This is a genomic window from Streptococcus oralis (assembly GCF_018448765.2).
Taxonomy (GTDB): Bacteria; Bacillota; Bacilli; order Lactobacillales; family Streptococcaceae; genus Streptococcus; species Streptococcus oralis_BM.
Genome location: NZ_JAHCMC020000001.1, coordinates 1568641 through 1595147, shown reverse-complemented (window position 1 = coordinate 1595147; position 26507 = coordinate 1568641). Strand labels below are relative to the sequence as shown.

The window sequence follows — 26507 nt, the reverse complement described above, 5'->3', positions numbered from 1 at the left end:
CTAGAACAAGCTAGGTGGGATTCTTTGCCTATAAAATGAGAAATTAGCGAATCTTGGTCTATTTTTTAACGTATTCCGATAAAAAGGCGTAGGTCATGGTTCCAAAGATGGCACCAATTCCCAAACCTAAGACTAGTAAAGGGAGCATTTTATCGAACTGGGAGAGATTGTCCCAAAAGGTATCTAAGGGAAAATGCTGAACAAAGAGTTTATGAAAGATTAGTAAGAGGAAGAGACCAATCTGAATACTGATGAATACACCCCAACTACGAACTTTGATTTGGCTTTTGCTGTAGCTTTTGTGATGGATTTCGGACTGGTCATCCTTTTCTAAATGTGAGTCGCGAACTGCTAGTCTCGCCCTAGATGAGAGGACGAAGATAAGTCCAAAATAGAGGTAGGGCATGGCATCTCGAACCAACTCTATGAAGCGTCCAAATAGGAGATAGAACAAGAAGAGTAGGAGGGAGGAGTAAACGATTTGGATCAAGGCACGGGCACAAGCCCTGTAGATCATCTCTTGACGGCATTCATCAAAAGGCCCTTGTATGTGAAAGAATAGTTTGAGTAAGCGAGTGGTGAGATCTTCTTTTTTCATGGGAGTAACCTCCTAAATGAGCGATTTTTGATTGACTTCTTTAAAGAGTTGATAGAGAGTATAGAAGTAGACCAAACTAAAAATGATGCAGATTATTAGAAATACCAGGTATCTCCACTCCATAGGATTTGTTAAAAGTTGTGGAAAGGATACGAGGACAAAACAGAGAGATGCGTTTAGAAGACGTATTTTTTTTGATTGGATTTTCTGGAATCTCTGTCCCTTGTTCAATACAGGAAGGAATAAAAGAAAGATAATCAAGAAAGGATGCTCAATATGTCCAGAAAGTAGGAAAAAGGTAACAAAGATACTGATAAAAACATGACTGATCAGTAGTCTAGCTAGTGATTTCATAAGGTACCTCCTAGTCGTCTTCTTGGTCTTTCTTGGCCTTTTGAATGCGAAGAGAGACGATAATTTGCATCATCAGTCCAAAAAAGAACGCTCCCAGTATAGTTTTTAAAATATGTTTTGAATTCAGAAGAGAACTGATGAAATTTGGATTTTCACTGGTTAGGGTATCGATGAGTGGCATTATAAAAAATATCGCTATGCCATAGATTAGACCGGCTTTTAGACCAGGAAAATGCAGTTGTTTATTTTCTTTCTTGCTTAACATTTCGGGGTCAATAGCTGTGATGCCTGTTTTCCTGGTTTGGGAGAGCACATAGAGAGCAGAAATCATCGAAATGCCGAATACCACAAGAGGATAACCGATAGCGACAATTTGCGGGTATTTATAAGCAAGAACGAGCGGGATAAGATTGCCAAATGTCATCAGATAAAAGAGGACAATAAAGACCTGATTCCCGATACGATCGGCCTCGCGCCGTTTGTGTTCGTCAAGGGGACCAGAAATACCGTATGTGCGTTTGATGAGTTTGTCAGTGAGAGTTTCTTTTTTCATTTGTTTGCTCCTTTTTTAAAAATCGTCTTCCCAAAAGAGGCTATTGAGGTCAGTTTGGAGGCTGCGGGCGAGGTTGAGACAGAGTTCTAGGGTTGGATTGTATTTGTCATTTTCAATCATGTTGATGGTCTGTCTCGAGACACCGATATCTTTGGCGAGCTCGAGCTGGGAAATGCCCAATTCCTTGCGGAATTCTTTAACACGATTCATAGGGTCTCCTTTCTGATATGTCGTATATATTTGACTATATTATATTCTTTTGGAGATGGCGTGTCAAGTATATACGACATTTTTTTGAGAATTATTTTCGAAGAAACTTAGCCTTGTCTGACAAGTGCAAGCTGGTCAGATTTGTGGTAAAATAGATAGGATATGACAAAAGAATTTCATCATGTAACGGTCTTGCTTCATGAAACGATTGATATGCTTGACGTAAAACCTGACGGTATCTACGTTGATGCGACTTTGGGCGGAGCAGGCCATAGCGAATATTTATTAAGTAAATTGAGCGAAAAAGGGCATCTCTATGCCTTTGACCAGGACCAGAATGCCATTGACAATGCGCAAAAACGGTTGGCACCCTATATCGAAAAGGGGATGGTAACCTTTATCAAGGATAACTTCCGTCATTTGCAGGCACGTTTGCAGGAGGCTGGTGTCCAGGAAATTGATGGAATTTGTTATGATTTGGGAGTGTCCAGTCCTCAGCTGGATCAGCGTGAACGTGGTTTTTCTTATAAAAAGGATGCGCCACTGGATATGCGGATGAATCAGGAAGCTAGTCTGACGGCCTATGAGGTGGTCAATCATTATGACTATCATGACTTGGTTCGGATCTTTTTCAAGTATGGTGAGGATAAGTTTTCTAAACAGATAGCTCGTAAGATTGAGCAAGCGCGTGAGGTGAAACCCATTGAGACAACGACGGAGTTGGCAGAGATTATCAAGTCGGCCAAGCCTGCCAAGGAGCTCAAGAAAAAGGGACACCCTGCCAAGCAGATTTTTCAGGCTATCCGAATCGAAGTCAATGATGAGCTGGGCGCTGCAGATGAATCTATCCAGCAGGCCATGGACATGCTGGCTCTGGATGGTAGAATCTCGGTCATTACCTTCCATTCGCTGGAAGACCGCTTGACCAAGCAATTATTCAAGGAAGCTTCAACAGTGGAAGTTCCCAAAGGCTTGCCCTTCATTCCAGATGACCTTAAGCCCAAGATGGAATTGGTATCCCGTAAGCCAATCTTGCCAAGTGCTGAAGAGCTAGAAGCCAACAATCGTTCGCATTCAGCCAAGTTGCGCGTGGCTAGAAAAATTCACAAGTAAGAGGAAAAACATGGCAGAAAGAATCGAAAAAACAAGCCAGTTATTGCAAACGAAGTTCAAAGGTTTTTCACGTGTGGAAAAGGCCTTCTATGTTTCGATTGCTGCAACAATGATTATCCTGGCAATTAGCGTTGTGTTTATGCAGACCAAGCTATTACAAGTTCAGAATGAATTGACCAAGGTCAATGCTCAAATCGAAGAAAAGAAAACCGAGCTAGATGATGCCAAGCAAGAGGTCAATGAATTGATTCGTTCAGAACGTTTGAAAGAGATTGCAAACTCTAAAGATTTGCAGCTGAATAACGAAAATATCCGAGCAGCGGAGTAAGAAATGAAACAGTGGAAAGAAAAAATCATCCGTTATGCCGTTCGTAACCGTAAATCTCCAGAAGAAAATCGCCGAAGAGTAGGGAAAAGCCTGAGTTTATTGGCTGTCATACTCTTCGCTGTCTTTTTGGTCAACTTTGCGGTCATCATCGGAACGGGTAAAAAATTTGGTAAGGACTTGGTTCAAGAAGCCAACAAGGTTCACCAAACAACCAAGACGATTCCTGCAAAACGGGGAACCATCTACGATCGTAATGGAACGCCTATTGCAGAGGATGCGACTTCGTATAATATCTATGCCGTTATTGATAAGACCTACAAGTCAGCAACAGGCAAAATTCTCTATGTAGAGGATTCTCAATTTAATAAGGTAGCTGAAATTTTCCATAAGTATCTGGATATGGAGGAGTCTTATGTCAAAGAACAGCTTTCTCAACCAGATCTGAAACAGGTATCTTTTGGTACCAAGGGAAATGGGATCACCTATGCCAATATGATGGCTATTAAAAATGACCTCAAAACTGCTGGTGTTGAGGGAGTTGACTTTACAACTAGCCCTAACCGCAGTTATCCCAATGGACAGTTTGCTTCTTCCTTTATCGGTTTAGCGCAACTCCATGAAAATGAGGATGGCACCAAACGTTTGATTGGGACATCTGGATTGGAGAGTTCTTTAAATAACATTCTGGCGGGTACAGATGGGATCATCACCTATGAGAAGGATCGTCTGGGAAATATTGTTCCGGGTACAGATCAAGCTTCTCAACAAACGGTAGATGGAAAGGATGTGTACACAACCCTTTCTAGTCCCTTGCAATCCTTTATGGAAACCCAGATGGATGCCTTTCAGGAAAAGGTAAAAGGCAAGTATATGACGGCTACCTTGGTCAGCGCTAAAACAGGGGAAATCCTGGCTACGACCCAACGGCCGACCTTTAATGCAGATACCAAGGATGGCATCACAAAAGACTTTGTCTGGCGTGATATCCTCTATCAAAGTAACTATGAGCCAGGGTCAACCATGAAGGTGATGATGTTAGCTTCGGCTATTGACAACAATACCTTCCCTGGTGGCGAATACTTTAACAGTAGCGAATTGAAAATAGCTGATGCGACCATTCGAGACTGGGACGTCAATGAAGGATTGACCAGTGGTGGCACTATGACCTTCTCTCAAGGATTTGCCCACTCAAGTAATATCGGAATGACCTTGCTTGAGCAAAAGATGGGAGATGCAACCTGGTTGGACTACCTTAACCGCTTTAAGTTTGGAGTACCGACCCGTTTTGGTCTGACAGATGAGTACACAGGTCAATTACCTGCTGATAACATTGTTAATATCGCCATGAGTGCATTTGGACAAGGGATCTCTGTCACCCAGACCCAGATGCTTCGTGCTTTTACAGCTATTGCCAACGATGGGGTTATGTTGGAGCCAAAATTTATCAGTGCCCTCTATGATCCAAATGACCAGTCTGTCCGTAAGTCTCAAAAGGAAATTGTCGGAAATCCTGTGTCAAAAGCAGCAGCATCCTCTACTCGGGAGCACATGGTCATGGTCGGAACAGATCCTGTCTACGGTACCATGTACAACCACAGCATAGGAAAGCCGAATGTCAATGTTCCAGGTCAGAATGTCGCCCTGAAATCAGGGACTGCTCAGATTGCCGATGAGAAGAATGGGGGTTATCTTACAGGTGAAACCAACTATATCTTCTCTGTTGTATCCATGCATCCTGCAGAAAATCCTGACTTTATCCTCTATGTGACGGTGCAACAGCCAGTGCATTATTCGGGTGTTCAGCTGGGAGAGTTTGCCAACCCAATCCTTGAGCGAGCCTCTGCTATGAAAGAATCCCTCAATCTTCAGTCAACTGCCAAGAGCTTAGATCAGGTCAGCAAGACGACAAGCTATGCCATGCCAGCTACCAAGGACTTTACTCCGGGTGACCTAGCAGAGGAATTGCGTCGTAACCTTGTCCAACCAATCGTTATCGGAACAGGAACCAAGATCAAGGAGCTCTCGGTTTCTGAAGGAGATAATTTGGAAGCTAATCAGCAGATCTTGATCCTATCTGATAAGGTCGAAGAAATGCCTGATATGTATGGCTGGACAGATGAAAATGTGCAAACATTTGCTAAATGGCTAAATATAGAAGTCGAGTGGGAAGGTAGTGGCAAAACGGTCAAGAAACAAAGTGTCCGTGCCAATACGGCCCTCAAAGACATCAAAAAAATGAAAATAACTTTAGGAGATTAAGATGATTAGTTCCATTAATGCTGGAGTTCTAGCCTTTCTATTGACCTTGATAGGTATTCCAGCCTTTATCCGATTTTATCGAAAAGCACAGATTACAGGACAGCAGATGCACGAGGATGTCAAGCAACACCAAGCTAAAGCTGGGACTCCAACCATGGGAGGTCTTGTCTTCCTTATCGTTGCAGTAGTAGTGAGTTTCCTTGTCGCTCTCTTTACCCAACAATTGACTAACAATGTAGGTATGATTTTGTTTATCTTGGTTTTGTATGGTTTGGTAGGTTTTTTGGATGATTTCCTCAAAATTTTCCGTAAGATAAACGAAGGATTGAATCCTAAGCAAAAGCTTGCTCTCCAGTTGCTTGGAGGAGTGATTTTCTACCTCTTTTATGAGCGTGGTGGCGACATGCTTTCGGTCTTTGGCTACCAAGTACATCTGGGTATTTTCTATATCTTCTTTGCCCTTTTCTGGCTAGTTGGCTTTTCAAATGCGGTGAATCTGACTGACGGGATCGACGGCTTAGCAAGTATTTCCGTAGTGATTAGCCTGTCTGCCTATGGTGTGATTGCTTATATGCAAAATCAACTGGATATTCTTCTTGTGATTCTTGCCATGATTGGTGGTTTGCTAGGTTTCTTCGTCTTTAATCACAAGCCTGCCAAGGTTTTCATGGGAGATGTGGGTAGTTTGGCTCTAGGTGGGATGCTGGCAGCAATCTCTATGGCCCTCCACCAAGAATGGACCCTTTTACTGATTGGGATTATCTATGTCTTTGAGACAAGCTCTGTTATGATGCAGGTTACCTACTTCAAACTTAGTGGTGGAAAGCGTATTTTCCGTATGACACCTGTGCATCATCATTTCGAGCTTGGAGGATTCTCAGGCAAGGGCAATCCTTGGAGCGAGTGGAAGGTTGACTTCTTCTTTTGGGGAGTTGGGCTTCTAGCAAGTCTCTTGACCCTAGCCTTTTTATACCTACTGTAAAACTAACTTTTGATTACAAAATAAAACAGGATGAAGGTGATCTTCATCCTGTTTTTGTGTGCTTAAAGGTTAGTTGGAGTCATCCTTTCTTCCTTTTAGCATAAAAGTGGCTGTAAGGGCTAGGCTGAGGCCTGCTAAGAAGAGGAGTGGGTTGGACGCTTCTCCTGTCGCTGGAAGTTCTTCTTTAGGAGAATGATTTCCAGTTTTAGCAAGGCTCGGACTAGCTGAAAGTTGTTCAGCCTCGTGTGCCAAGTCTTCTGTATCTGAAGCACTTGGTTTTTCATCTGTACTAGGGGTTGTTCCAGCAGCTTGATAGACGACAGCATAGGTACTGAAATGATTAGTGATGAATTCTACCTTTCCGTCTCGTACAGTGAAATCAAGGGCTTGCAACTCCTTGGTCGGAGTGATGTAGTAGATATTTTCGACGCTAGCTGAAACAGGCAAGCGAACTAAGACAGAGCCTTTTGGCTGCAAGCTATTATTGGTTGGATTTTTAAGCTGTAGATCGTAAGCATCATAGGTCTTGCCAAAGAGTTCTTGAGCTAGGACACGTCGGCTAGAGATGTGAGAAATTCCTTCTAAGTCAGTGACTCCCCCAATGATTTCCACTCCGGTTTCTTTGTCTTTCAAGACTCGAACTGGATAGTCAGGAAGGCTAAGGGATGGAGCGGCCTGATCCCCACTAGTTCCGATAGGGTCAGTGTACTCAGGTTTTTCAACAGTAGGGGCTTCCTCTTGCCCTGCTGTTCCGATAGGTTCGGTGTACTCAGGTTTTTCAACAGTAGTAGCTTCTTCTTGCCCTGCCGTTCCGATAGGTTCAGTGTACTCAGGAATTTCTACAGTAGGTGGCACTTCTTGCCCTGCAGTCCCGATAGGCTCAGTGTACTCAGGTTTCTCGACAGTAGGAGCTGGTTCATCCCCCTTGTTTGTAGTTGGCTGCTTCTCGTCAACTTTCTTTTCATCTTTTTTAGTAAAGACGGCTACGATAGGGCTACTTGTGGTATTTCCTTGAATGGTATAAGCTTCAATGGCATTTCCAGCTTTGCGATTGGTTTCGTCAGGAATTGGGATTTGAACTTGATTGTCTTGGATTGATAGGATAGTCTGATCTCCACTTGTAACTAGATGCGTTTCATCCACCTTACGCAATACTAGAGGATCTTTGACACCTGGGAAGGTTACAGCGAGGGCTTCCCAATCTCCAGATGGTAGGGTTAAGGAAATTTCTTTGTCATTTTCCTTAAGAGGCGCGATGCTCGGGCTATCTATACCAACAGCAGGAGCTTTGATGATATCAAAGGAGTCTAGAGAGATTTTCTTGCGACCTTCTGGCGAATCTGGATCAACTTGTAATGTCAGGGTATGCGGACCGTCAGTGAGATTTGTAAATTCGCCAATAAAAGCTCTCTTTTCAGTTGCGCCTGAAGTGTAGAAGTCTAGACTGGGCATTTCTTTGCCATCTAGTGTAACACGTGCTCGTCCAAGGGCAAGGCTCTTCAAGCCATAAATTCGAATGCCTGTCCCTGTAAAGGAAATGGTTGCCTGAGCTTCTGAAGCTGTACTAGAGTCGCTGTTGTTAATATCAGCGTATTTTTCCGTACCACCGTAGAGTTCAGGGTCAGACCAGTCCTTAAACTGGGAACCATACTGGATACGCGAATCACGATCATCCATTTTTTCAATCGTATTGCCTGTTCCTGCTAGGATCTTGAAGTAGTCTAATGAAATTTTCGAGCGCTCACTACCACGTCCTTTGTGCTCACGTTTAACACTAAGAGTCAATGTGTGAGGTCCGTCAGATAATCCTGTGAAGCGACCAATGAGACTACCTTTTTCAGTTGCTCCAGCAGTATGGAAGTCAAGCTCGCCGACCTCTTTGCCATCAATTTTAGCAGTGGCAAGACCTAGTTCAGACGATTTCAGTCCATAGATTTCGATACCAACGCCAGTGAAAGGAATAGTGGCAGTGAGATCTTCGTCTGTGTAGTCTCCTTTTGAAAGGTCAGCAAATTTCTCTGTTCCTCCAAATAATTCTGAGTCTGCCCAGTTTCCAAAGGCAGCTCCGTACTGGATGCGGCTATCTCGGTCGTCCATCAACTCGCTATAGGTTTCGACAGTGGCCTGTTCAGAAACTTGTGTGGCAAGATCGCCCAGCATAGCCTTGACAGTATAGGTGTAGGCATGTTGAGGATCTAGTGATCGGTCGATAAAGTGGGTTTGATTGGTTACAAATTCTCTGGTCGCAGAGGTTTGACCATTTTCGTCTTTCACTTGTCTTTGGATGACATAGTGGGTAGCGCCTTCTACTTGGTTAAAGGTAAGTTCGGCAGTGACTCCATTTTGTCGAACGGCTGTCAGACTGGTTACACGACCAGGGAAATGTTCAAAGGTAATGACGTCACCTTTTTGTGTTGCTAGTTGGATACGATTGTTTTTGAGAATCGTTGCCTTGACTGGTTTGCCATTGACCTTGATCTGACTAGCTTCGATGTTTGGATAGTCTACAACCAGGTCTCCGCCGACATTTGACAGGAAGGACAAGCTTTGAAGGTTTTTATCTTTCCACTTCATGCTGACTTCAAAGTTACCTCGAGCAACCAAGCCAGAAACTTGACCGTCTTTCCAAGCATCTGGAAGGGCTGGCAATGGCGCAATATAGCCAGTATGAGATTGGAGGAGCATTTCTGCCATCCCACTAGTTGCTCCAAAGTTTCCGTCGATTTGGAATGGTGCGTGGGTATCCCAAAGGTTTTCTAGGGTTGAGTATTTGAGCTGTTCAGCGAGTAAGCGATGGGCACGGTTACCGTCCAAGAGACGAGCCCAGAGGTTGATTTTATTGGCCTTAGACCAACCAGTACCACCATCTCCACGGTGGTTGAGGGTAGCACGCGCAGCTTCTAGGTATTCAGCCTGATCCTTGCTAAAGAGCGTACCTGGGAAGAGACCAACTAGATGGGAAACGTGACGGTGGTTGTTTTCAATCCCTTCGTTGGTGAATTGTGGGCTGTCTTCTTCGTACCATTCCTTGATACGTCCTTCTTTGTTGATGTGAAATGGTTTCAGTTTGTCAAATTTAGCCTTGACCTCTGTGACTAAGTCTTGGTCGACTTTCAGATGGTTGGCGACTTCCATGTAGTCGTGGAAGAGTTGCCAGACTAGCGACTGGTCAAAGGTATTTCCGATCGTGATGGTCCCGTGTTCTGGTGAGTAGGATGGAGAAGACACCCAACGATCACTGGCCTTGTCATAGTGCAAGAAGGAGTTCCAGAACTTAGCTGTTTCCTTGAGCATTGGGTAAATCTTTTCTTTTAGATAAGTTTCGTCCCTGGTGAATTTGTAGTAATCATAGACGTTCTGCATCATCCAAGCATTAGCAGCTGGAGACCAACCCCAATAGTAATTCCAGCCTGGAGTAGTCCAGCCAAATGGTGTTGCTTGAGTGTGGACCAGCCAACCATTTTCTTGTCCGTCTTTGGATTCGATGCCAGCGTATTCCTTGGCAGCGAGACGACCATAGTGGCGCATGTCGTCAATGTAGTTGATCATTGGCTTGGCAGTTTCAGCAAGGTTGCTCATGTAAGCTGGCCAATAGTTCATTTGCAAATTGACATTGAGGTGGTAGTCAGCGTTCCAAGGTGGATTGTCTACAGCATTCCAGACTCCTTGTAGGTTGGCAGGAAGGGCATCTGTCCGATCACGAGACGAACTAATCAATAAATAACGTCCGTATTGGAAGAAGAGTTCTTCCAATTTTTGCCCTTTTTCTGGGTTATAGCCTTGAAGGGCCTCTTTTGTCGTTTGAGCAGTCTTGCTTCCACCTAGATTTAGTTTAACACGATTAAAGAGACTTTGATAATCCTTGATATGGTCTTTTTTAAGTGTCTCGTAGTCTTTGGCCTTAGCGGCTTCTACAATACCCTTAACCGTTTTTTCGAGGTCAATGTCTTTTCGATAGTTGGTTTTAGGATTTTGAGCAAAGTTTGTCTTGGCGCTGAGATAGAGGGTCGCATAGCTTGCGCCTGTAACGGTTAGGGTCTCATTCTGAACAGTGACTGTTCCATCCGTTTTAATTCCTAAATAGGATGCAAATTTGAGGTCGTTATCTTTAACAGTTCCTTTTAGAAGAATTCCATGTTCATCTGTAGTAACATGTCCGTCCTTATAGTTGGAATATTCCCAAGAGTAATTACCATTAGCAAGCAAGTCCTCAGTCAAGCTGTTCCAAAGAGTAAAGTCAAGCGTCTTGTTTCCTTTTTTAGTCAGGTGGGTCACAGTGACATCATCAGGATAGCTGGAGAAGGTTTCGCGTTTGAAGGTCGTCCCATCTTGGGTGTAAGAAGTAGTCGTAGTGGCCTCTGTGATATCCAAACCACGGTGATAATCTGTTACGGTATCCAGGCCTTTCTTCTGATTGTTAAAGACCATGAAGATATCACCAAAGGCTAGGTAACGTCCATACTGGGCATTATTTGGCCCAACTAAATTTTGTTCAGCCAGTTGTTTGGCTTTTTGGCGGTCACCATCTTCGAGAGCCTTACGAATTTCTGCTAGGACCTTGTAGCGATCCTTGTAGTTTCCACCATTATAGTCGGTGCTATCGGGCCGGGGACCTCCTGACCAGAGGGTCTTTTCGTTATACTGGATTCTCTCTTCACCGATCAGACCAAAGACCTTAGCTCCCATCTCGCCATTTCCGACTGGAAGGGCTTGTTTTTCCCACCCATCATAGGAGGGAGCTGTTGGCTGATCGTAGTTGAGTTGATAGTTTTCTTGCTTTGTCACGGGTAGCTCGGTATTTTCATTCTCCTTGTTTTCGTTTGATTCAACAATAGGCTCAGAACTAGTTTGGCTATTTGTAGCTTGTGGAGTCTCAGCAGGTTTACTTTCAGCAGGATTGCTTTCGACATCTGACTTCTCAACTAGAGCTGGTTTAGTGGTCTCAGTCGGTTCAATCTGCTCTGATCCACTATCAGGTTTAATAGTAGTCTCGACAATACTTGGGGCATTTTGTTGTACTTCAATACCATCAGCTGAGACTGTATGACTAGATAGAAAAACAGCCCCCAGCAAAACAGAAGCAGTCCCAACCGTTAGTTTGCGGATGCTATAGCGACAGGATTTCTCCCAAAATATTTTCTCCCTAGAAATTTCTATTTGTTTTGGAACCGTTTATATTTTGTAAAACAAAGCCCTATATTTTTTCTATTTAAATCCCATTCTACTGATTACCTATTATTTGTCAAGAGGTTTCTAGTGAAAAACATATTTGAGATTGCTTTTTCTTAAAATAGTAGAATAAGCAGGATAGAGTCACTCTTTTCCAATGATCAACTAGAAGATCATTTATTACCAAAAAACGGTTGAGAGTATCCCCAACTGTAAGTGTTTATTTCGGATGCCTTTTGGCAAAGTCAACAAAGTGAAATTTTTCTAATTTATGGCGACTTTCGGTGAACTGAAACTGGCGCCCGTCTTGGAGATAGACTTTTGACTTGATTGATACGACATAAGGGTCTTTGCCAATGTCCATGAGAATCTTGTCTCGGTCACCTGTGTGGTCGATAGTAATTTCTTTCTGAGCATAATCAATAAGAAGTTTGAGGTCATCCTCTATATAAGAATAGATAGAATGCTCAGCGATTTGGCGAGTGAGATTCGGGATTAGTTCCATATCCAGATAGTCCGTATCCAGAACCGATACCAGGTCATCCACTACACGTTGGCGGACCACCTTCCAAACCATCCGAAACTCTGGAAAGCCGGTTATCAGTGAGGATTTTTTATCGATAATGATTTTATCTAGACTGACCACGTTTGTTTTCGAGCGGAGTCCAAGTTCCTGGACCAGTTCTTGGTAGCTGGTTAGGTTGGAGACAGGGAAATTGACGGTTTCTTCTTTGATAACTTGAGAACCCTGACCTCTTATTTTCTTGATCAATCCTTCCTCTTGGAGCAGGGACAGAGCCTTTCGTACGGTGTCACGACTCACTTGATACTGGTTCATGAGGTCGTGCTCACTAGGAAGAAAATCTCCGACAGCGTAAGTCTCATTTTGAATGGTTTCCTGAATTTGCTTAAATAGTTGTTGGTATTTCTTCATATTGCTTCCTTAAATGGGTTTTTAGTCTAGTTCAATGGACACCTGTATCTATTTTACCATACAAGTGCTAGAAAATATCCAAAAATATCCTCTTTTTATCACAAACAAGTTGCCTACAAGTTTGGTATCGTTTACAATAGTCTTATCAAATAAAACTTGCTTTGACAAGTATAAGGAGAATCAAATGGGAAAATTTGAACAAGAAGCCAAAGATCTGCTTCAAGCGATCGGAGGCAAGGAGAATGTCACTGCCGTAACCCACTGTGCGACACGGATGCGCTTTGTTCTCGGAGACGAAAAGAAGGCCAATGTCAAGGCTATCGAGTCGATTCCAGCCGTCAAAGGGACCTTTACCAATGCCGGTCAATTTCAGGTGATTATTGGGAATGACGTGCCGATTTTTTATAATGATTTTACAGCTGTTTCAGGTATTGAGGGTGTCTCCAAAGAAGCAGCCAAGTCCGCAGCTAAGAGCAATCAAAACCTGATCCAACGTGTCATGACCACTCTAGCAGAAATCTTTACGCCGATTATTCCAGCCTTGATTGTCGGAGGATTGATCCTTGGTTTCCGCAATGTATTAGAAGGTGTGCATTGGTCAATGTTGGATGGCAAGACTATCACAGAATCCTCTCAGTTTTGGTCAGGGGTTAATCACTTCCTCTGGTTGCCTGGTGAAGCAATCTTCCAGTTCTTACCAGTAGGGATTACCTGGTCTGTCTCTCGTAAGATGGGAACCAGCCAAATCTTGGGAATTGTACTCGGGATCTGTTTGGTTTCACCTCAGTTGCTCAATGCCTATGCAGTAGCTTCAACACCTGCATCAGAAATCGCAGCCAACTGGGTATGGAATTTTGGCTACTTTACTGTTAATCGTATCGGTTATCAAGCCCAAGTTATTCCAGCCTTACTGGCAGGTTTGAGTTTAGCATATTTGGAAATTTTCTGGCGCAAGCATATCCCAGAAGTGATTTCGATGATTTTTGTACCTTTCTTGTCATTGATTCCAGCTTTGATTTTGGCTCATACTGTATTGGGGCCAATCGGTTGGACAATCGGGCAAGGACTCTCATCAGTTGTCTTGGCAGGTTTGACGGGTCCAGTTAAATGGCTCTTCGGTGCGATTTTTGGTGCCCTCTACGCTCCATTTGTCATCACAGGTTTGCACCATATGACCAATGCCATCGATACACAATTGATTGCGGATGCTGGCGGGACTGCCCTCTGGCCAATGATTGCTCTTTCAAATATTGCCCAAGGTTCTGCCGTATTTGCCTATTATTTCATGCACCGTCATGATGAGCGTGAGGCTCAGATTTCACTTCCTGCAACCATTTCAGCCTATCTCGGTGTTACAGAACCAGCCCTCTTTGGGGTTAATGTCAAATACATCTATCCATTTGTAGCTGGGATGATTGGTTCGGCCCTTGCAGGCATGTTGTCCGTTACATTCAATGTAACTGCGGCTTCTATCGGTATCGGAGGTTTGCCAGGTATCCTCTCTATTCAACCTCAATACATGCTGCCGTTTGCAGGAACCATGCTAGTTGCTATTGTTGTACCAATGCTCTTGACTTTCTTCTTCCGCAAGGTAGGCCTCTTTACAAAGACAGAGGATGATACAGCCTTACAGGCAGAATTCGTTGCCCAAGAAGAGGCAGAATTTGTGAATCATGAGCCAGTAACCCTTGCTCAAGTAGAAATTGTTAGCCCCCTTGCTGGTCAAGTGAAAGAATTGAGTCAAGCGACGGATCCTGTTTTTGCATCAGGTGTTATGGGGCAAGGTCTAGTCATTGAACCAAGCCAAGGTGAGTTGACTTCTCCAGTCAATGGGACAGTAACGGTTCTTTTCCCTACCAAGCATGCCATTGGTATTGTCTCTGATGAGGGGGTGGAATTGCTCATCCACATCGGTATGGATACAGTAGGTCTTGATGGCAAAGGTTTTGAAAGTCTTGTAGCCCAAGGAGACCATGTCACAATTGGTCAGAAATTGATTCGTTTTGATATAGATGCTATTAAGGCTGCGGGTCTCGTGACAGAAACTCCAATTATCATCACTAACCAAGATGCTTATACAGCAACTATTACTGGAACTTATCCAACAACTATCCAAGCTGGAGAAGCTCTCATGGTCGCTACACGAATCTAATCGAAATAACCCAAACAGGGAAGGAACACAGGTTCCTCCCTTTTATCGGAAAAGGAGAAACAGATGGCACTTGATAAAGGAAAAGTAGTCTATCAAATCTATCCAAAATCATACAAAGACACCACTGGAAATGGTATTGGGGATTTCCGTGGGATTATCGAAAAAATTCCCTACTTAGCCAAACTGGGCGTGGATATGGTCTGGCTCAATCCATTCTACCCAAGTCCTCAACGGGATAATGGTTATGATATTTCAGATTATATGGCTGTGGATCCCCTTTTTGGTGATATGGCTGATTTTGAAGAGATGGTGCGTGTTGGTAAAGAGTACAAGATTGACTTTATGTTAGATATGGTGCTCAATCATTGTTCGACCGAGCATGAATGGTTTCAGAAAGCCCTGGCTGGTGACAAGTATTACCAAGACTTTTTCTTCATCCAAGATCAACCGACAGACTGGATTTCTAAGTTTGGTGGCTCTGCCTGGGCGCCTTTCGGGGATACGGGGAAATACTACCTTCACCTCTTTGATGAGACCCAGGCTGACCTTAATTGGCGCAATCCCAATGTCCGTAAGGAGCTTTTCAAGGTTGTTAATTTCTGGCGAGACAAGGGAGTCAAAGGTTTCCGATTTGATGTAATTAATTTGATTGGCAAGGATGAGGTCTTAGTGGATTGCCCAGAAAATGAAGGCAAGCCAGCTTACACAGACAAGCCCATCGTTCATGACTATTTGCGCATGATGAATCAAGCCACTTTTGGATCAGACGACAGTATTATGACAGTTGGGGAAATGTCCTCTACAACTATGGAAAACTGTGTCCTCTATTCGGCACCTGATCGTCAGGAATTATCCATGACCTTTAATTTCCATCATCTCAAGGTGGACTACAAGGATGGACAAAAGTGGACCTTGGCGCCCTTTGGTTTCGAAGAGTTGAAAAGACTTTACCATAGCTGGGGAAAGGAAATGAGTGACAAAAACGGCTGGAGTGCCCTCTTTTGGAACAATCACGACCAACCACGAGCCTTGAATCGTTTTGTCGATATTCAACATTTCCGCAATGAAGGGGCGACCATGCTGGCTGCCAGCATTCACCTGTCACGTGGGACACCTTATATCTACATGGGTGAGGAAATCGGAATGGTTGACCCAGACTATGATTCCATGGCTGACTATGTGGATGTCGAGTCCATCAATGCTTATCAGATGCTCTTAAAAGAAGGGAAAAGTGAGCAAGAAGCTTTCCAGATTATCCAGGCTAAGTCGCGTGATAACTCACGCATTCCCATGCAGTGGGATGATTCGGAAAATGCAGGTTTCACAAGAGGGACTCCTTGGCTCAAGGCAGGGAAATCTTCCCCTCATATCAACGTAGAAAATGAAATCCAAGGCCCAATTTTCACCTTCTACCAAAACTTGATTCGACTTCGTAAGGAAATGCCGATCATTTCAGAAGGAAGCTACAAACCAGCTTTTGAAGACAGTAAGCAAGTCTATGCCTTTGAACGTCAGTATGAGGATGAAAAGTTACTGGTCCTCAATAATTTTTATGCCACAGAAGTGGAAATCGACTTACCAATAGACTACCGAAATGGACAGATTCTGATTTCAAACTATGAAGATGTAGAAGTATCAGAAAAAATTCTTCTGAAACCGTATCAAACATTGGCTATTTATGTAAAATAAACGTAGCAAGGAGCCCTCTTTTGCAGAAAAGCAGGGTTCTTTTTGCTGTCTATTCCATCCTTGAAAGCGTAAAACAAACTAGTCAGAAAAGTCACTTTATGGTATAATATAGAAGACTCAAAAAGAAACAGGAGAAAAAGAATGGATTTACTTTTAGCAATTATCTTGATTGTGCTAGCTTTTCTAGGAGGAGCTCTTGGAGGTATGTATTTGGTTCGTAAGCAAATCGAAAAAGAATTTGCTGACAACCCACGTTTGAACGCTGAGGCAGTTCGTGCACTCTTGAGTGCAAATGGTCAAAAACCAAGCGAAGCCAAGGTACAACAAGTTTACCACCAAATCATCCGTCAACAAAAAGCAGCCCTTGCTAACAATAAAAAGAAATAAATAGGAAAAGTCTGGGATGAAAGTTCCAGACTTCTCACTATGTTCAATAGTTCTCAAGGATAAGACTTTTTCCTTGCATTCTATTGATATTTGATTATGATTAAGAGAGAGGCAGTTGGCATTCTATCAAGCTGTCGGTCTAATCGTTCAGGACAAGGAATCATGATGAACTATCAATCAGAAAAAAGACTAGAAAGAAGACTGTATGGATAATCGACCAATTGGTTTTTTGGATTCAGGTGTCGGGGGCTTGACTGTTGTTCGTGAGCTCATGCGCCAGCTTCCCCATGAAGAAATCGTCTATATTGGAGATTCGGCACGGGCACCCTATGGTCCCCGTCCTGCTGAGCAAATTCGTGAATATACTTGGCAGTTGGTCAACTTTCTCTTGACCAAGGATGTCAAAATGATTGTCATTGCTTGTAATACTGCGACTGCGGTCGTCTGGGAAGAAATCAAGGCGAAACTAGACATTCCCGTTCTAGGTGTGATTTTGCCAGGAGCTTCGGCAGCCATCAAGTCCAGTCAAGGCGGGAAAATCGGAGTGATTGGAACCCCCATGACGGTACAATCAGACATCTACCGTCAAAAAATCCATGATCTGGATCCGGATTTACAGGTGGAGAGTTTGGCCTGCCCTAAGTTTGCTCCCTTGGTGGAGTCAGGTGCCCTGTCAACCAGTGTTACCAAGAAAGTGGTCTATGAAACTCTGCGTCCCTTGGTTGGAAAGGTGGATAGCCTGATTTTGGGTTGTACCCATTACCCACTCCTTCGCCCTATCATCCAAAATGTCATGGGACCAAAGGTTCAGCTCATCGATAGTGGGGCAGAGTGTGTACGGGATATCTCGGTTTTGCTGAACTATTTTGAAATCAATCGTAGCCGAGATGCGGGACCTCTTCAACATCGTTTTTACACAACAGCCAATAGCCAAAGTTTTGCCCAAATTGGAGCAGAATGGCTGGAAAAAGAGATTCATGTGGAGCATGTAACATTATGACAAACAAAACTTATGAATATAAGGACGACCAGGACTGGTATGTCGGTGTCTGGGATGTCTATGGAGGCATCTATAGCCTTATCAAAGATCCTCTCGAGCTTGATTTTATGGATTTAGCGCGGATTTTTCGGGACGAGGAAAATGGCTTTCCGATTACGATAACGGTGATGCGCTGGTCTTCTAACTTCCGTCTGCTCTCCTTTATCGTTGAGATTTTAAATGCCGAAGCAGGTCGCAATCTAGAAGTCATCCAACGTCAGGGAGCTCTGCTCTTGGTTGAAAATGGAAAGCTTTTGCATGTTGAATTGCCTAAAGAAGGAGTCGATGTAGAAGCCTTCTTTGAAACTAGCAAGGTTAGAGAAACTCTGCTCATTGCGACTCGTAACGAGGGCAAGACCAAGGAATTCCGAGCTATCTTTGACAAGTTAGGCTACGATGTGGAAAATCTCAATGACTATCCAAACCTACCTGAAGTTGCTGAAACAGGCATGACCTTTGAAGAAAATGCCCGCCTGAAGGCAGAAACCATTTCCCAATTAACAGGAAAGATGGTTTTGGCAGATGACTCAGGTCTCAAAGTCGATGTCCTCGGCGGTTTGCCAGGAGTCTGGTCAGCCCGTTTTGCAGGTGTGGGAGCAACTGATCGTGAAAACAATGCCAAACTCTTGCACGAATTGGCCATGGTCTTTGAACTCAAGGACCGCTCAGCTCAATTCCATACAACCCTAGTCGTAGCTAGTCCAAACAAGGAAAGCTTGGTTGTTGAAGCTGACTGGCCAGGATACATTAACTTTGAACCCAAGGGGGAGAATGGTTTTGGTTATGATCCCCTCTTCCTTGTAGGAGAGACAGGTAAATCCTCAGCAGAGCTAACCCTTGAAGAAAAAAATAGCCAATCTCACCGCGCCTTAGCCGTTAAGAAACTTTTGGAGGTATTTCCATCATGGCAAAGCAAACCATCATTGTAATGAGTGACTCCCATGGAGATAGCTTGATTGTGGAAGAAATTCGTGACCGCTATCTAGGTAAAGTTGATGCCATTTTTCACGATGGTGACTCAGAACTCCGACCAGACTCTTCGCTCTGGGAGGGCATCCATGTCGTCAAAGGCAACATGGACTTTTATGCTGGCTACCCAGAACGTTTGGTAACTCAACTTGGTCCAACCAAGATCATCCAGACGCATGGACACTTGTTTGATATCAATTTCAACTTTCAAAAGTTGGACTACTGGGCTCAGGAAGAAGATGCCGATATCTGTCTCTATGGTCACTTGCATGTACCAAATGCTTGGATGGAAGGCAAGACTCTTTTTCTAAATCCAGGCTCCATCAGCCAACCACGAGGAACTATTAGAGAATGCCTCTATGCACGTGTGGAGATTGATAACAGCTATTTCAAAGTAGAGTTTTTGACACGTGACCATGAGGTTTATCCAGGCTTGTCCAAGGAGTTTGCTCGATGATTGCCAAGGAATTTGAAGCATTTTTATTGGAGCAGGAAGAGACTTTTCTTACCCCTGCTGAGAATCTAGCAGCTTTGATTGATACCCACAATGCCGACCATGCGATTTTAGTGCTGAGCCAAATCACTTATACCCGTATCCCTGTTGTGACTTTTGACAAACGCTTTGTCGGAACCATTGGTCTGAGAGACATTTTGGCTTATCAAATGGAGCAAGGTTTGACGGATGAGCAGATGGCAACGACAGACATCGTCAATATGACCAAGACGGATGTGGCAGTTGTCGCTCCAGACTATAACATCACAGAGGTCCTCCATAAACTGGTGGATGAACCCTTCTTGCCAGTGGTAGATGATGAAGGGATTTTTCAAGGAATCATCACGCGCAAGTCCATCCTCAAGGCCGTCAATGCTCTCTTACATGACTTTAGTAAGGAATATGAGATTCGATGCAAATGAGAGATAGCATTTCAGCCTTTTTAGAGGAAAAACAGGGCTTGTCTACCAATTCCAAGCAGTCCTATAAGTATGATCTGGAGCAATTTTTAGACATTGTGGGTGAGCGGATTTCTGAGACCAGTCTTAAGATTTACCAAGCCCAGCTAGCCAATCTAAAAATCAGCGCCCAGAAGCGAAAACTTTCGGCCTGTAACCAATTTCTCTACTTTCTCTATCGAAACGGAGAAGTGGACAGCTTTTACCGTCTGGAATTAGCCAAACAAGCTGAAAAGAAGACTGAAAAGCCAGAGATTCTAAATTTAGACTCTTTTTGGCAGGAAAGTAATTATCCAGAAGGACGCTTGCTGGCGCTTCTTATCTTGGAAATAGGGCTCTTGCCAAGTGAGATTTTAGCCCTTAAGGTTGCAGATATCAATCTGGATTTTCAAGTGTTGAGAATCAGCAAGGCTTCCCAACAGAGGATTGTCACCATACCCACGACCTTGACTCCAGAATTGGAACCCTTGATGGGGCAGACCTATCTCTTTGAAAGGAGTGGGAAAACCTATTCTCGTCAGTGGGCCTTTCGTCAGCTGGAGTCCTTTGTCAAGGAGAAAGGTTTTCCAGCCTTATCAGCCCAAGCCTTGCGGGAACAGTTCATTCTGAGACAGATAGAAAAGAAGGTCGAATTGTACGAAATAGCAAAAAAATTAGGATTAAAAACAGTCCTGACCTTAGAAAAATATAGATAATGGATATTAAATTAAAAGATTTTGAAGGGCCCCTGGACTTGCTCTTGCACCTGGTTTCTAAGTACCAGATGGATATTTACGATGTGCCCATCACAGAAGTCATCGAACAGTATCTAGCCTATGTCTCAACCCTGCAGGCCATGCGTCTGGAAGTGACGGGCGAGTATATGGTCATGGCTAGTCAGTTGATGCTGATCAAGAGCCGCAAGCTTCTTCCAAAGGTGGCAGAAGTGGCTGATTTGGAGGATGACCTGGAGCAGGATCTCCTCTCCCAAATCGAAGAATACCGCAAGTTCAAGCTCTTGGGTGAGCACTTGGAGGCCAAGCACCAAGATCGGGCTCAGTACTATTCTAAAGCGCCGACAGAGTTGATCTACGAAGATGCGGAGCTTGTGCATGATAGGACGACCATTGACCTCTTTTTGGCTTTTTCAAATATCCTAGCCAAGAAAAAAGAGGAATTCGCTCAGAACCACACGACCATCCTGAGGGATGAGTATAAGATTGAGGACATGATGGGCATTGTAAAAGAGTCCTTGACTGGACGAGATCAATTGCGCTTGCAGGATTTGTTCAAGGAAGCCCAGAATGTCCAAGAGGTCATTACCCTCTTTTTGGCAACCCTAGAGTTAATCAAAACCCAGGAACTGATCCTCGTTCAAGAGGAGAGTTTCGGAGATATCTATCTCATGGAAAAGAAGGAAGAAAGTCAAGAGGCACAAAGCTAGACTTGATAGAGAGGAAAGATGAGTACTTTAGCAGAAATAGAAGCGCTCTTGTTTGTAGCAGGTGAAGATGGGATTCGAGTCCGTCAGTTGGCTGAACTCCTATCGCTTCCCCCGACAGGCATCCAGCAGAGTTTAGAAAAATTAGCCCAAAAGTATGAAAAAGACCAGGATTCGAGCTTGTCCCTGATTGAGACAGGGGGAGCATACAGATTGGTGACCAAGCCTCAATTTGCAGCGATTTTGAAGGAATACTCCAAAGCTCCCATCAACCAGAGTTTATCTCGGGCGGCCCTTGAGACCTTGTCCATTATTGCCTATAAGCAACCTATCACACGTATAGAAATCGACGCTATTCGTGGGGTTAATTCGAGTGGAGCTTTGGCAAAGTTACAGGCTTTTGAATTGATACGAGAAGACGGGAAAAAAGAGGTGCTTGGACGCCCTAACCTCTATGTAACGACGGATTATTTCCTAGATTACATGGGGATTAACCATTTGGAAGAACTGCCAGTGATTGATGAGCTTGAGATTCAAGCTCAAGAAAGCCAATTATTTGGTGAAAGGATAGAAGAAGATGAGAATCAATAAATATATTGCCCACGCAGGTGTGGCCAGTAGGAGAAAAGCAGAAGAGCTGATCAAGCAAGGCTTGGTAACGGTCAACGGCCAAGTGGTGCGTGAACTAGCAACCACTATCAAGGCTGGCGACAAAGTCGAAGTGGAAGGTCAACCAATCTACAACGAAGAAAAGGTCTACTATCTGCTTAATAAACCACGCGGTGTGATTTCCAGTGTGACAGATGACAAGGGCCGCAAGACGGTTGTCGACCTCTTGCCCAATGTCAAAGAACGCATTTATCCAGTTGGACGTTTAGACTGGGATACATCAGGTGTCTTGATTTTGACCAATGATGGGGACTTTACAGACGAGATGATTCACCCCCGTAATGAGATTGACAAGGTTTATGTTGCGCGTGTTAAAGGTGTGGCTAATAAGGAAAACCTCCGCCCCTTGACCCGTGGACTTGAGATTGATGGCAAGAAAACCAAGCCAGCTGTTTATGAAATTCTCAAAGTAGATCCAGTTAAAAATCGCTCTGTAGTGCAGTTGACTATCCATGAAGGGCGAAACCACCAGGTTAAAAAGATGTTTGAAGCTGTCGGCCTCCAAGTGGATAAGTTGTCTCGGACACGTTTTGGACATCTAGACTTGACGGGGCTTCGTCCAGGTGAAGCTCGTCGCCTCAATAAAAAAGAAATCAGCCAACTACACACCATGGCTGTAACCAAGAAATAATGAAACGAATCTTAATAGCGCCAGTACGCTTTTACCAACGTTTTATCTCACCAGCCTTTCCACCCTCTTGTCGTTTTGAACCTACTTGTTCCAACTACATGATTCAGGCTATTGAAAAACATGGCTTCAAGGGTGTCTTGATGGGTTTGGCTCGGATTTTACGTTGCCACCCCTGGTCGAAAACAGGTAAGGACCCCGTCCCAGATCACTTTTCACTCAAACGAAATCAAGAAAAAAAATAACCCAACATCACCTGATGTTGGGTTTTCTTGCTTATTTCAAAGCTTTTTGAGCGTCTTCAATCATAAGTTTAGTTGATTCAAGACCGCCACCACTTAGATACCAGAGGTCTGGTGTTAGTTGGATGATTTTACCATTTTTCGCAGCAGTAGTTTCAGCGATGAGGGCATTTTCTAGGACGCCATCGTTGCTAGAGTTGTCCCCACCAATGGCAAGGGTACGGTTGATGACAAAGAGGATGTCAGGATTGATTTCTTTGACACTTTCAAAGCTGACTTCCTGGCCATGACGAGAGTCTTCAAATTTGGTATCAGTTGGTTTGAATTTCAAGGTTTGATACAAGAAAGAGAAACGAGATTGGGCACCAAAGGCAGCCATTTTTCCTTCATTGAGGAGGATAGCAAGAGCTTTTTTGTCAGAACTTTCATTTTTAGTAGCGACTTCTTGGATGCTCTTGTCTAGGTTAGCTAATTCTTCTTTGGCTTTCTGTGTACCAGTTTCACCAAAGGCACTTGCTAGAGATTCGATGTTAGCCTTGGTAGAAGTCCAGTAGTCGTCCTTGCTTGCTTGGAAGAGAACAGTTGGAGCAATTTCTTTGAACTTGTCTACGAATTTTTGGGTACGTGGAGAAGCGATAATCAGATCCGGCTCAAGAGCAGCAATGGCTTCTAGGTCTGGCTCAACCATAGAACCCACATTGTTGACATTTCCCGCAAGATCTTTTAGGTAAGTCGGAACAGTTTTTGTAGGCATTCCGACGATATTCTTTTCAAAACCTAAAGCGCGAATAGTATCCGCAGCACCGAGGTCAAAGGTCACAATCTTTTCAGGAACCTTTGAAAGTTTGACCTCATCTAGTGAACTTTTAATGGTTACCTCTGTTGGAGCAGAGCTACTTGTCTCTGTCTGGCTAGTGCTTGAGTTTGTATTTGTACTACAAGCACCAAGTAAGAGCAAGAAGCTGGCAGCTAGGGCAGTGAGATAAAGTTTAAGGGATGTTTTCATGATTTCTCCTTTTTAAAATGTTATAACGATGTAGGGGTCTCTTAGATAGGCTTGTTAGCTAAGGGACAGAAGGTTCTCTAACATGAGTTCAGAATAGCTAGCTATAGATACAGATCTTTTTGCCATTGATATCAGCCAGCGTGATGGGAATCTCATAGAGTTGACTGAGCAGGTCAGCCTGCATGATTTGAGCAGTCGTTCCCTTGCAAAAGACTTGACCGTCCTTGAAGGCAACAATTTCATCCGCATATTGGCTAGCCATGTTGATATCGTGGAGGACGATGATAATGGTTTTGCCAAGTTCCTCCACCAGTCGCCGAAGGATCTGCATCATGCTGACACTTTGCTTGATATCGAGATTATTGAGCGGTTCGTCTAGCAAGATAAAGTCTGTATCCTGGGCCAGTACCATAGCGATAAAGACACGTTGCAACTGTCCACCAGACAGACTATCGATGTAGCGGTCTTTTAAGTTGGTCAGTTCCAGATAGTCCAGAGTTTCTCGGATTTTTCCCCAGTCTTCTGCCTTCAGTCGACCACGGCTGTAGGGAAAACGTCCAAAACTGACCAGTTCTTCAACGGTCAATTTGGCTTGGTAATTGATTTTCTGCTTTAGGATGGTGAGTTCTTTGGCTAGTTCTTGCGAATTCCAACTCTCAATTTCACGCCCTTTGATACTAAGTATTCCCTGATCTTTCTTGGTCAGTCTGCTCATGATGGAGAGGAGAGTTGATTTTCCAGCACCATTTGGACCAATGAAGGCTGTCAGTTTCTGAGGACTGACTTCAAGGGAAATGTCTTGCAAAATATCCTGTTTTTGAATGGATTTGTCAATGTTTTCCAGTTTCACCGACGGGCCCTCCTGTAAAGTAAGATAAAGAATAAGAAACCACCCACACTCTCAATGATCATGCTGATGCGAATTTCCAAAGCAAAGACTCGTTCGATGAGGGCTTGCCCCAAGGTCAAACTAATAAATCCAATCAGAATGGCTACGATAAAGAGCAGCTTGTGTCGATAATCTTTGACGATCAGGTAGGTGAGATTGGCCAGCATAAAGCCAAAGAAGGCCATAGGCCCTACCAAGGCAGTGGCTGTTGAGGTCAAAAGCACGATGCCCCAGAGGAGTTCTCTCTGTTCTTTTTCAACATCGAGTCCCAGTATCTGAGCCGTTTCTCTTTGCAGGTGCAAGACATCCAGAACGACTGCTTTTCGAAAGAAAAAGATTGTCAAGGCAAGGATGATTAGAGAACCGATGGCTAGGATGGGAGTGTTGAGATGCTGAAAGGAGGCAAAGAGACTGTTCTGCAGTTTATCGTATTCATTTGGATCCATCAGAACTTGTAGGAAGGTACTGATATTTCGAAAGAGACTTCCCAGGGCTAGGCAGATTAGCAGAATGAAAATCAAATTTTGCTTCATCAGCGTCTTCAAGTAACCTTGTAAGGCGAGAAAGAAGAGTGATTGAAGCAGAAGCAAGATTAGAAATTCTAAGACAGGCGACTTCCCAAGCTGTAGAAATTTGCTTTCAAATATCAGTAGCAGGGTCTGTAGCAAGACATAGAAGGATTCGATTCCCAAAATACTTGGCGTTAGGAAGCGATTTTCCGTCAGGGTTTGAAAACTAATGGTCGAAATTCCTGTCGCGATAGCTACCAAGAGATAAACGACAATCTTTTGAGAACGAAGTTTCCAAGCAAAGACAGATAGGTGACTAATAGGCCAAAAGTAGAGGAGACAAGCTCCGATGGCCAGAATAATGAGAAGGCAGAAGAGCTTGGTATGTTTGCTTTTAAACTGCATCTTTTCGTCCCCCTCTCCAGAGAAGTAGAATAAAGACGAGGCTACCGATGATTCCTAGCAAGAGACTGACAGACAGCTCATAGGGCCGAATGAGAACTCGAGAGAGGATATCGCAGGCCAGAACCAGATTGGCTCCGACCAGTGCGACGATGAGTTTGGTTTGGCTCAGGTTATCTCCATAGCGCTTGCGGACCAGATTGGGAACGATGACCCCGAGAAAAGGCAAGGCACCCACGGTAATCATGGTGACGCTTGTCGTTAGCGCCACCAGAAAGAGGGCCAGTTTTTCCAGTAGGGAATAAGAAATCCCCAAACTTTCACTGGTTTCTTTCCCTAGATTCATGATGGTAAAAGTTTGGGACAATTTCCAAACGGCTATCAGGATGATGAGGCCTAAGAAGAGCCACTCATACTGATGGGTCTGAATCATGGAGAAGGAGCCCTGGGTCCAAGCAGTCATACTCTGAACCAGATTGAAACGATAGGCGATAACTTCTGTGATAGAACCGATAATCCCACTATAGATGATCCCGATCAAGGGCAACATCCACCTTTCCTTTATAGAAAAAATAGTCATAAAAGCAAGGAAGAAGAGGGTAAATAAGATGGATGAGACAAAAGCAAAGAGCATCTTTTGGGTCAGACTCGCAGACGGAAAGACAAAGAGGCTCAACACCATTCCCAGTTTGGCGGCTTCTGTCGTTCCGACTGTACTCGGAGCAGCAAATTGATTTTGGGTAATGGTCTGCATGAGGAGTCCTGCCATGCTCATACTGGAGGCTGCAAGGAGAATACTGATGGTTCTTGGAAGACGCGATTCTTGAAAGAGAAGCCAGGTTTGCTGGTCAAAAGCAAAGAGCTTTTCCCAAGAAAAATCACTAGTTCCAATACTAATGGAGAGAAAGACCAGGAGTAGAAGTAAGCCTGTTAAAATATGAGAGAGTTTCATACCCCGTCCTTTCATGTAGATTTGGTATAAAAATACCCTTGGAGATAATGTAACACGATTTTTTTAATCTGTCAATAAATTTTCTGACAATTTAATGTAAAAA

General features: G+C 43.8%; 26 protein-coding genes. 16 read left to right on the top strand and 10 right to left on the bottom strand.

The window, feature by feature from the left end; genetic code table 11:
• Nucleotides 1-58: 58 nt before the first annotated feature.
• The 4 genes from KIH88_RS08020 to KIH88_RS08005 are packed head-to-tail and all read right to left on the bottom strand — an operon-like array spanning nucleotide 59 to nucleotide 1715.
• Nucleotides 59-598, bottom strand: coding sequence for a DUF3278 domain-containing protein (locus tag KIH88_RS08020; RefSeq protein ID WP_213988929.1), 540 nt, complete (start codon nucleotides 596-598; stop codon nucleotides 59-61).
• A 12-nt stretch (nucleotides 599-610) separates the two neighbouring features.
• Nucleotides 611-952: a hypothetical protein gene (locus KIH88_RS08015; RefSeq protein WP_213988928.1), complete on the bottom strand. Its 342-nt coding sequence runs from the start codon at nucleotides 950-952 to the stop codon at nucleotides 611-613.
• Between the two features lie 10 nt (nucleotides 953-962).
• Nucleotides 963-1505, bottom strand: coding sequence for a DUF3278 domain-containing protein (locus KIH88_RS08010; RefSeq protein ID WP_213988927.1), 543 nt, complete (start codon nucleotides 1503-1505; stop codon nucleotides 963-965).
• A 15-nt stretch (nucleotides 1506-1520) separates the two neighbouring features.
• Nucleotides 1521-1715, bottom strand: coding sequence for a helix-turn-helix transcriptional regulator (locus tag KIH88_RS08005; RefSeq protein WP_001082470.1), 195 nt, complete (start codon nucleotides 1713-1715; stop codon nucleotides 1521-1523).
• A 162-nt stretch (nucleotides 1716-1877) separates the two neighbouring features.
• Here KIH88_RS08005 and rsmH point away from each other — a divergent pair, with 162 nt between their 5' ends.
• The 4 genes from rsmH to mraY are packed head-to-tail and all read left to right on the top strand — an operon-like array spanning nucleotide 1878 to nucleotide 6397.
• On the top strand, nucleotides 1878-2828 hold the full coding sequence (rsmH, locus tag KIH88_RS08000; protein ID WP_000159388.1) for a 16S rRNA (cytosine(1402)-N(4))-methyltransferase RsmH: 951 nt from the start codon (nucleotides 1878-1880) through the stop codon (nucleotides 2826-2828).
• Between the two features lie 10 nt (nucleotides 2829-2838).
• A complete protein-coding gene (gene ftsL / locus KIH88_RS07995; protein ID WP_000840795.1) occupies nucleotides 2839-3156 on the top strand; it encodes a cell division protein FtsL in 318 nt (105 codons plus the stop codon).
• Between the two features lie 3 nt (nucleotides 3157-3159).
• Nucleotides 3160-5415 carry a penicillin-binding protein PBP2X gene (gene pbp2x / locus KIH88_RS07990; protein ID WP_213988926.1) on the top strand — a complete coding sequence of 752 codons (2256 nt, stop codon included), beginning with the start codon at nucleotides 3160-3162 and terminating at the stop codon, nucleotides 5413-5415.
• A 1-nt stretch (nucleotide 5416) separates the two neighbouring features.
• Nucleotides 5417-6397, top strand: coding sequence for a phospho-N-acetylmuramoyl-pentapeptide-transferase (gene mraY / locus KIH88_RS07985; RefSeq protein WP_000625779.1), 981 nt, complete (start codon nucleotides 5417-5419; stop codon nucleotides 6395-6397).
• A gap of 69 nt (nucleotides 6398-6466) precedes the next feature.
• On the opposite strand, the gene KIH88_RS07980 is transcribed toward mraY, so the two are convergent.
• Entirely contained in the window at nucleotides 6467-11548 is a 5082-nt protein-coding gene (locus KIH88_RS07980; RefSeq protein WP_213988935.1) for an SIALI-17 repeat-containing surface protein, read from the bottom strand.
• A gap of 238 nt (nucleotides 11549-11786) precedes the next feature.
• Nucleotides 11787-12500, bottom strand: a complete 714-nt coding sequence (treR, locus tag KIH88_RS07975) for a trehalose operon repressor (RefSeq protein ID WP_213988925.1) — start codon at nucleotides 12498-12500, stop codon at nucleotides 11787-11789.
• Between the two features lie 184 nt (nucleotides 12501-12684).
• On the opposite strand from treR, the gene treP reads away from it, so the two are divergent.
• From treP to yidD, 12 genes are all read left to right on the top strand, one after another.
• Nucleotides 12685-14652, top strand: a complete 1968-nt coding sequence (treP, locus tag KIH88_RS07970; RefSeq protein ID WP_213988924.1) for a PTS system trehalose-specific EIIBC component — start codon at nucleotides 12685-12687, stop codon at nucleotides 14650-14652.
• A 63-nt stretch (nucleotides 14653-14715) separates the two neighbouring features.
• Nucleotides 14716-16341: an alpha,alpha-phosphotrehalase gene (gene treC / locus KIH88_RS07965; RefSeq protein ID WP_213988923.1), complete on the top strand. Its 1626-nt coding sequence runs from the start codon at nucleotides 14716-14718 to the stop codon at nucleotides 16339-16341.
• A 141-nt stretch (nucleotides 16342-16482) separates the two neighbouring features.
• The gene (locus tag KIH88_RS07960) at nucleotides 16483-16728 is read left to right on the top strand and encodes a YneF family protein (protein ID WP_000364980.1); all 246 of its coding nucleotides are present in this window, start codon (nucleotides 16483-16485) and stop codon (nucleotides 16726-16728) included.
• Nucleotides 16729-16933: 205 nt separating this feature from the next.
• On the top strand, nucleotides 16934-17728 hold the full coding sequence (racE, locus tag KIH88_RS07955; RefSeq protein WP_007522320.1) for a glutamate racemase: 795 nt from the start codon (nucleotides 16934-16936) through the stop codon (nucleotides 17726-17728).
• On the top strand, nucleotides 17686-18696 hold the full coding sequence (locus tag KIH88_RS07950; RefSeq protein ID WP_413083645.1) for a nucleoside-triphosphate diphosphatase: 1011 nt from the start codon (nucleotides 17686-17688) through the stop codon (nucleotides 18694-18696). The genes racE and KIH88_RS07950 overlap by 43 nt, the downstream gene beginning before the upstream one ends.
• Nucleotides 18672-19193 carry a metallophosphoesterase gene (locus KIH88_RS07945; RefSeq protein WP_001118947.1) on the top strand — a complete coding sequence of 174 codons (522 nt, stop codon included), beginning with the start codon at nucleotides 18672-18674 and terminating at the stop codon, nucleotides 19191-19193. Before KIH88_RS07950 ends, KIH88_RS07945 begins: the two co-directional genes overlap by 25 nt.
• Nucleotides 19190-19651: a cyclic-di-AMP-binding protein CbpB gene (gene cbpB, locus KIH88_RS07940; protein WP_000560696.1), complete on the top strand. Its 462-nt coding sequence runs from the start codon at nucleotides 19190-19192 to the stop codon at nucleotides 19649-19651. The genes KIH88_RS07945 and cbpB overlap by 4 nt, the downstream gene beginning before the upstream one ends.
• Complete coding sequence (xerD, locus tag KIH88_RS07935) at nucleotides 19648-20382, top strand: site-specific tyrosine recombinase XerD (protein ID WP_318779496.1); 735 nt, start codon at nucleotides 19648-19650, stop codon at nucleotides 20380-20382. The genes cbpB and xerD overlap by 4 nt, the downstream gene beginning before the upstream one ends.
• The gene (locus tag KIH88_RS07930; RefSeq protein WP_000351879.1) at nucleotides 20382-21110 is read left to right on the top strand and encodes a segregation/condensation protein A; all 729 of its coding nucleotides are present in this window, start codon (nucleotides 20382-20384) and stop codon (nucleotides 21108-21110) included. The genes xerD and KIH88_RS07930 overlap by 1 nt, the downstream gene beginning before the upstream one ends.
• 18 nt (nucleotides 21111-21128) lie before the next feature.
• A complete protein-coding gene (scpB, locus tag KIH88_RS07925) occupies nucleotides 21129-21698 on the top strand; it encodes an SMC-Scp complex subunit ScpB (RefSeq protein WP_000105285.1) in 570 nt (189 codons plus the stop codon).
• Nucleotides 21685-22407, top strand: a complete 723-nt coding sequence (locus KIH88_RS07920) for a pseudouridine synthase (protein WP_084950003.1) — start codon at nucleotides 21685-21687, stop codon at nucleotides 22405-22407. Before scpB ends, KIH88_RS07920 begins: the two co-directional genes overlap by 14 nt.
• On the top strand, nucleotides 22407-22649 hold the full coding sequence (yidD, locus tag KIH88_RS07915; protein ID WP_084921600.1) for a membrane protein insertion efficiency factor YidD: 243 nt from the start codon (nucleotides 22407-22409) through the stop codon (nucleotides 22647-22649). Before KIH88_RS07920 ends, yidD begins: the two co-directional genes overlap by 1 nt.
• Before the next feature lie 31 nt (nucleotides 22650-22680).
• On the opposite strand, the gene KIH88_RS07910 is transcribed toward yidD, so the two are convergent.
• From KIH88_RS07910 to KIH88_RS07895, 4 genes are all read right to left on the bottom strand, one after another.
• The gene (locus tag KIH88_RS07910) at nucleotides 22681-23652 is read right to left on the bottom strand and encodes a siderophore ABC transporter substrate-binding protein (RefSeq protein ID WP_213988920.1); all 972 of its coding nucleotides are present in this window, start codon (nucleotides 23650-23652) and stop codon (nucleotides 22681-22683) included.
• Nucleotides 23653-23749: 97 nt separating this feature from the next.
• Nucleotides 23750-24502, bottom strand: coding sequence for an iron ABC transporter ATP-binding protein (locus tag KIH88_RS07905; RefSeq protein ID WP_125425167.1), 753 nt, complete (start codon nucleotides 24500-24502; stop codon nucleotides 23750-23752).
• Nucleotides 24499-25455, bottom strand: a complete 957-nt coding sequence (locus KIH88_RS07900) for an iron chelate uptake ABC transporter family permease subunit (RefSeq protein WP_213988919.1) — start codon at nucleotides 25453-25455, stop codon at nucleotides 24499-24501. The genes KIH88_RS07905 and KIH88_RS07900 overlap by 4 nt, the downstream gene beginning before the upstream one ends.
• Nucleotides 25445-26404 carry an ABC transporter permease gene (locus tag KIH88_RS07895; RefSeq protein WP_213988918.1) on the bottom strand — a complete coding sequence of 320 codons (960 nt, stop codon included), beginning with the start codon at nucleotides 26402-26404 and terminating at the stop codon, nucleotides 25445-25447. Before KIH88_RS07895 ends, KIH88_RS07900 begins: the two co-directional genes overlap by 11 nt.
• Nucleotides 26405-26507: the final 103 nt, after the last annotated feature.

What these genes read in the sequence shown, in the direction of transcription:
- KIH88_RS08020 (WP_213988929.1), bottom strand. Translation starts at nt 598, where the DNA reads ATGAAAAAAGAAGATCTCACCACTCGCTTACTCAAACTATTCTTTCAC.
- KIH88_RS08015 (WP_213988928.1), bottom strand. Translation starts at nt 952, where the DNA reads ATGAAATCACTAGCTAGACTACTGATCAGTCATGTTTTTATCAGTATC.
- KIH88_RS08010 (WP_213988927.1), bottom strand. Translation starts at nt 1,505, where the DNA reads ATGAAAAAAGAAACTCTCACTGACAAACTCATCAAACGCACATACGGT.
- KIH88_RS08005 (WP_001082470.1), bottom strand. Translation starts at nt 1,715, where the DNA reads ATGAATCGTGTTAAAGAATTCCGCAAGGAATTGGGCATTTCCCAGCTC.
- rsmH (WP_000159388.1), top strand. Translation starts at nt 1,878, where the DNA reads ATGACAAAAGAATTTCATCATGTAACGGTCTTGCTTCATGAAACGATT.
- ftsL (WP_000840795.1), top strand. Translation starts at nt 2,839, where the DNA reads ATGGCAGAAAGAATCGAAAAAACAAGCCAGTTATTGCAAACGAAGTTC.
- pbp2x (WP_213988926.1), top strand. Translation starts at nt 3,160, where the DNA reads ATGAAACAGTGGAAAGAAAAAATCATCCGTTATGCCGTTCGTAACCGT.
- mraY (WP_000625779.1), top strand. Translation starts at nt 5,417, where the DNA reads ATGATTAGTTCCATTAATGCTGGAGTTCTAGCCTTTCTATTGACCTTG.
- treR (WP_213988925.1), bottom strand. Translation starts at nt 12,500, where the DNA reads ATGAAGAAATACCAACAACTATTTAAGCAAATTCAGGAAACCATTCAA.
- treP (WP_213988924.1), top strand. Translation starts at nt 12,685, where the DNA reads ATGGGAAAATTTGAACAAGAAGCCAAAGATCTGCTTCAAGCGATCGGA.
- treC (WP_213988923.1), top strand. Translation starts at nt 14,716, where the DNA reads ATGGCACTTGATAAAGGAAAAGTAGTCTATCAAATCTATCCAAAATCA.
- KIH88_RS07960 (WP_000364980.1), top strand. Translation starts at nt 16,483, where the DNA reads ATGGATTTACTTTTAGCAATTATCTTGATTGTGCTAGCTTTTCTAGGA.
- racE (WP_007522320.1), top strand. Translation starts at nt 16,934, where the DNA reads ATGGATAATCGACCAATTGGTTTTTTGGATTCAGGTGTCGGGGGCTTG.
- KIH88_RS07950 (WP_413083645.1), top strand. Translation starts at nt 17,686, where the DNA reads ATGGCTGGAAAAAGAGATTCATGTGGAGCATGTAACATTATGACAAAC.
- KIH88_RS07945 (WP_001118947.1), top strand. Translation starts at nt 18,672, where the DNA reads ATGGCAAAGCAAACCATCATTGTAATGAGTGACTCCCATGGAGATAGC.
- cbpB (WP_000560696.1), top strand. Translation starts at nt 19,190, where the DNA reads ATGATTGCCAAGGAATTTGAAGCATTTTTATTGGAGCAGGAAGAGACT.
- xerD (WP_318779496.1), top strand. Translation starts at nt 19,648, where the DNA reads ATGAGAGATAGCATTTCAGCCTTTTTAGAGGAAAAACAGGGCTTGTCT.
- KIH88_RS07930 (WP_000351879.1), top strand. Translation starts at nt 20,382, where the DNA reads ATGGATATTAAATTAAAAGATTTTGAAGGGCCCCTGGACTTGCTCTTG.
- scpB (WP_000105285.1), top strand. Translation starts at nt 21,129, where the DNA reads ATGAGTACTTTAGCAGAAATAGAAGCGCTCTTGTTTGTAGCAGGTGAA.
- KIH88_RS07920 (WP_084950003.1), top strand. Translation starts at nt 21,685, where the DNA reads ATGAGAATCAATAAATATATTGCCCACGCAGGTGTGGCCAGTAGGAGA.
- yidD (WP_084921600.1), top strand. Translation starts at nt 22,407, where the DNA reads ATGAAACGAATCTTAATAGCGCCAGTACGCTTTTACCAACGTTTTATC.
- KIH88_RS07910 (WP_213988920.1), bottom strand. Translation starts at nt 23,652, where the DNA reads ATGAAAACATCCCTTAAACTTTATCTCACTGCCCTAGCTGCCAGCTTC.
- KIH88_RS07900 (WP_213988919.1), bottom strand. Translation starts at nt 25,455, where the DNA reads ATGCAGTTTAAAAGCAAACATACCAAGCTCTTCTGCCTTCTCATTATT.
- KIH88_RS07895 (WP_213988918.1), bottom strand. Translation starts at nt 26,404, where the DNA reads ATGAAACTCTCTCATATTTTAACAGGCTTACTTCTACTCCTGGTCTTT.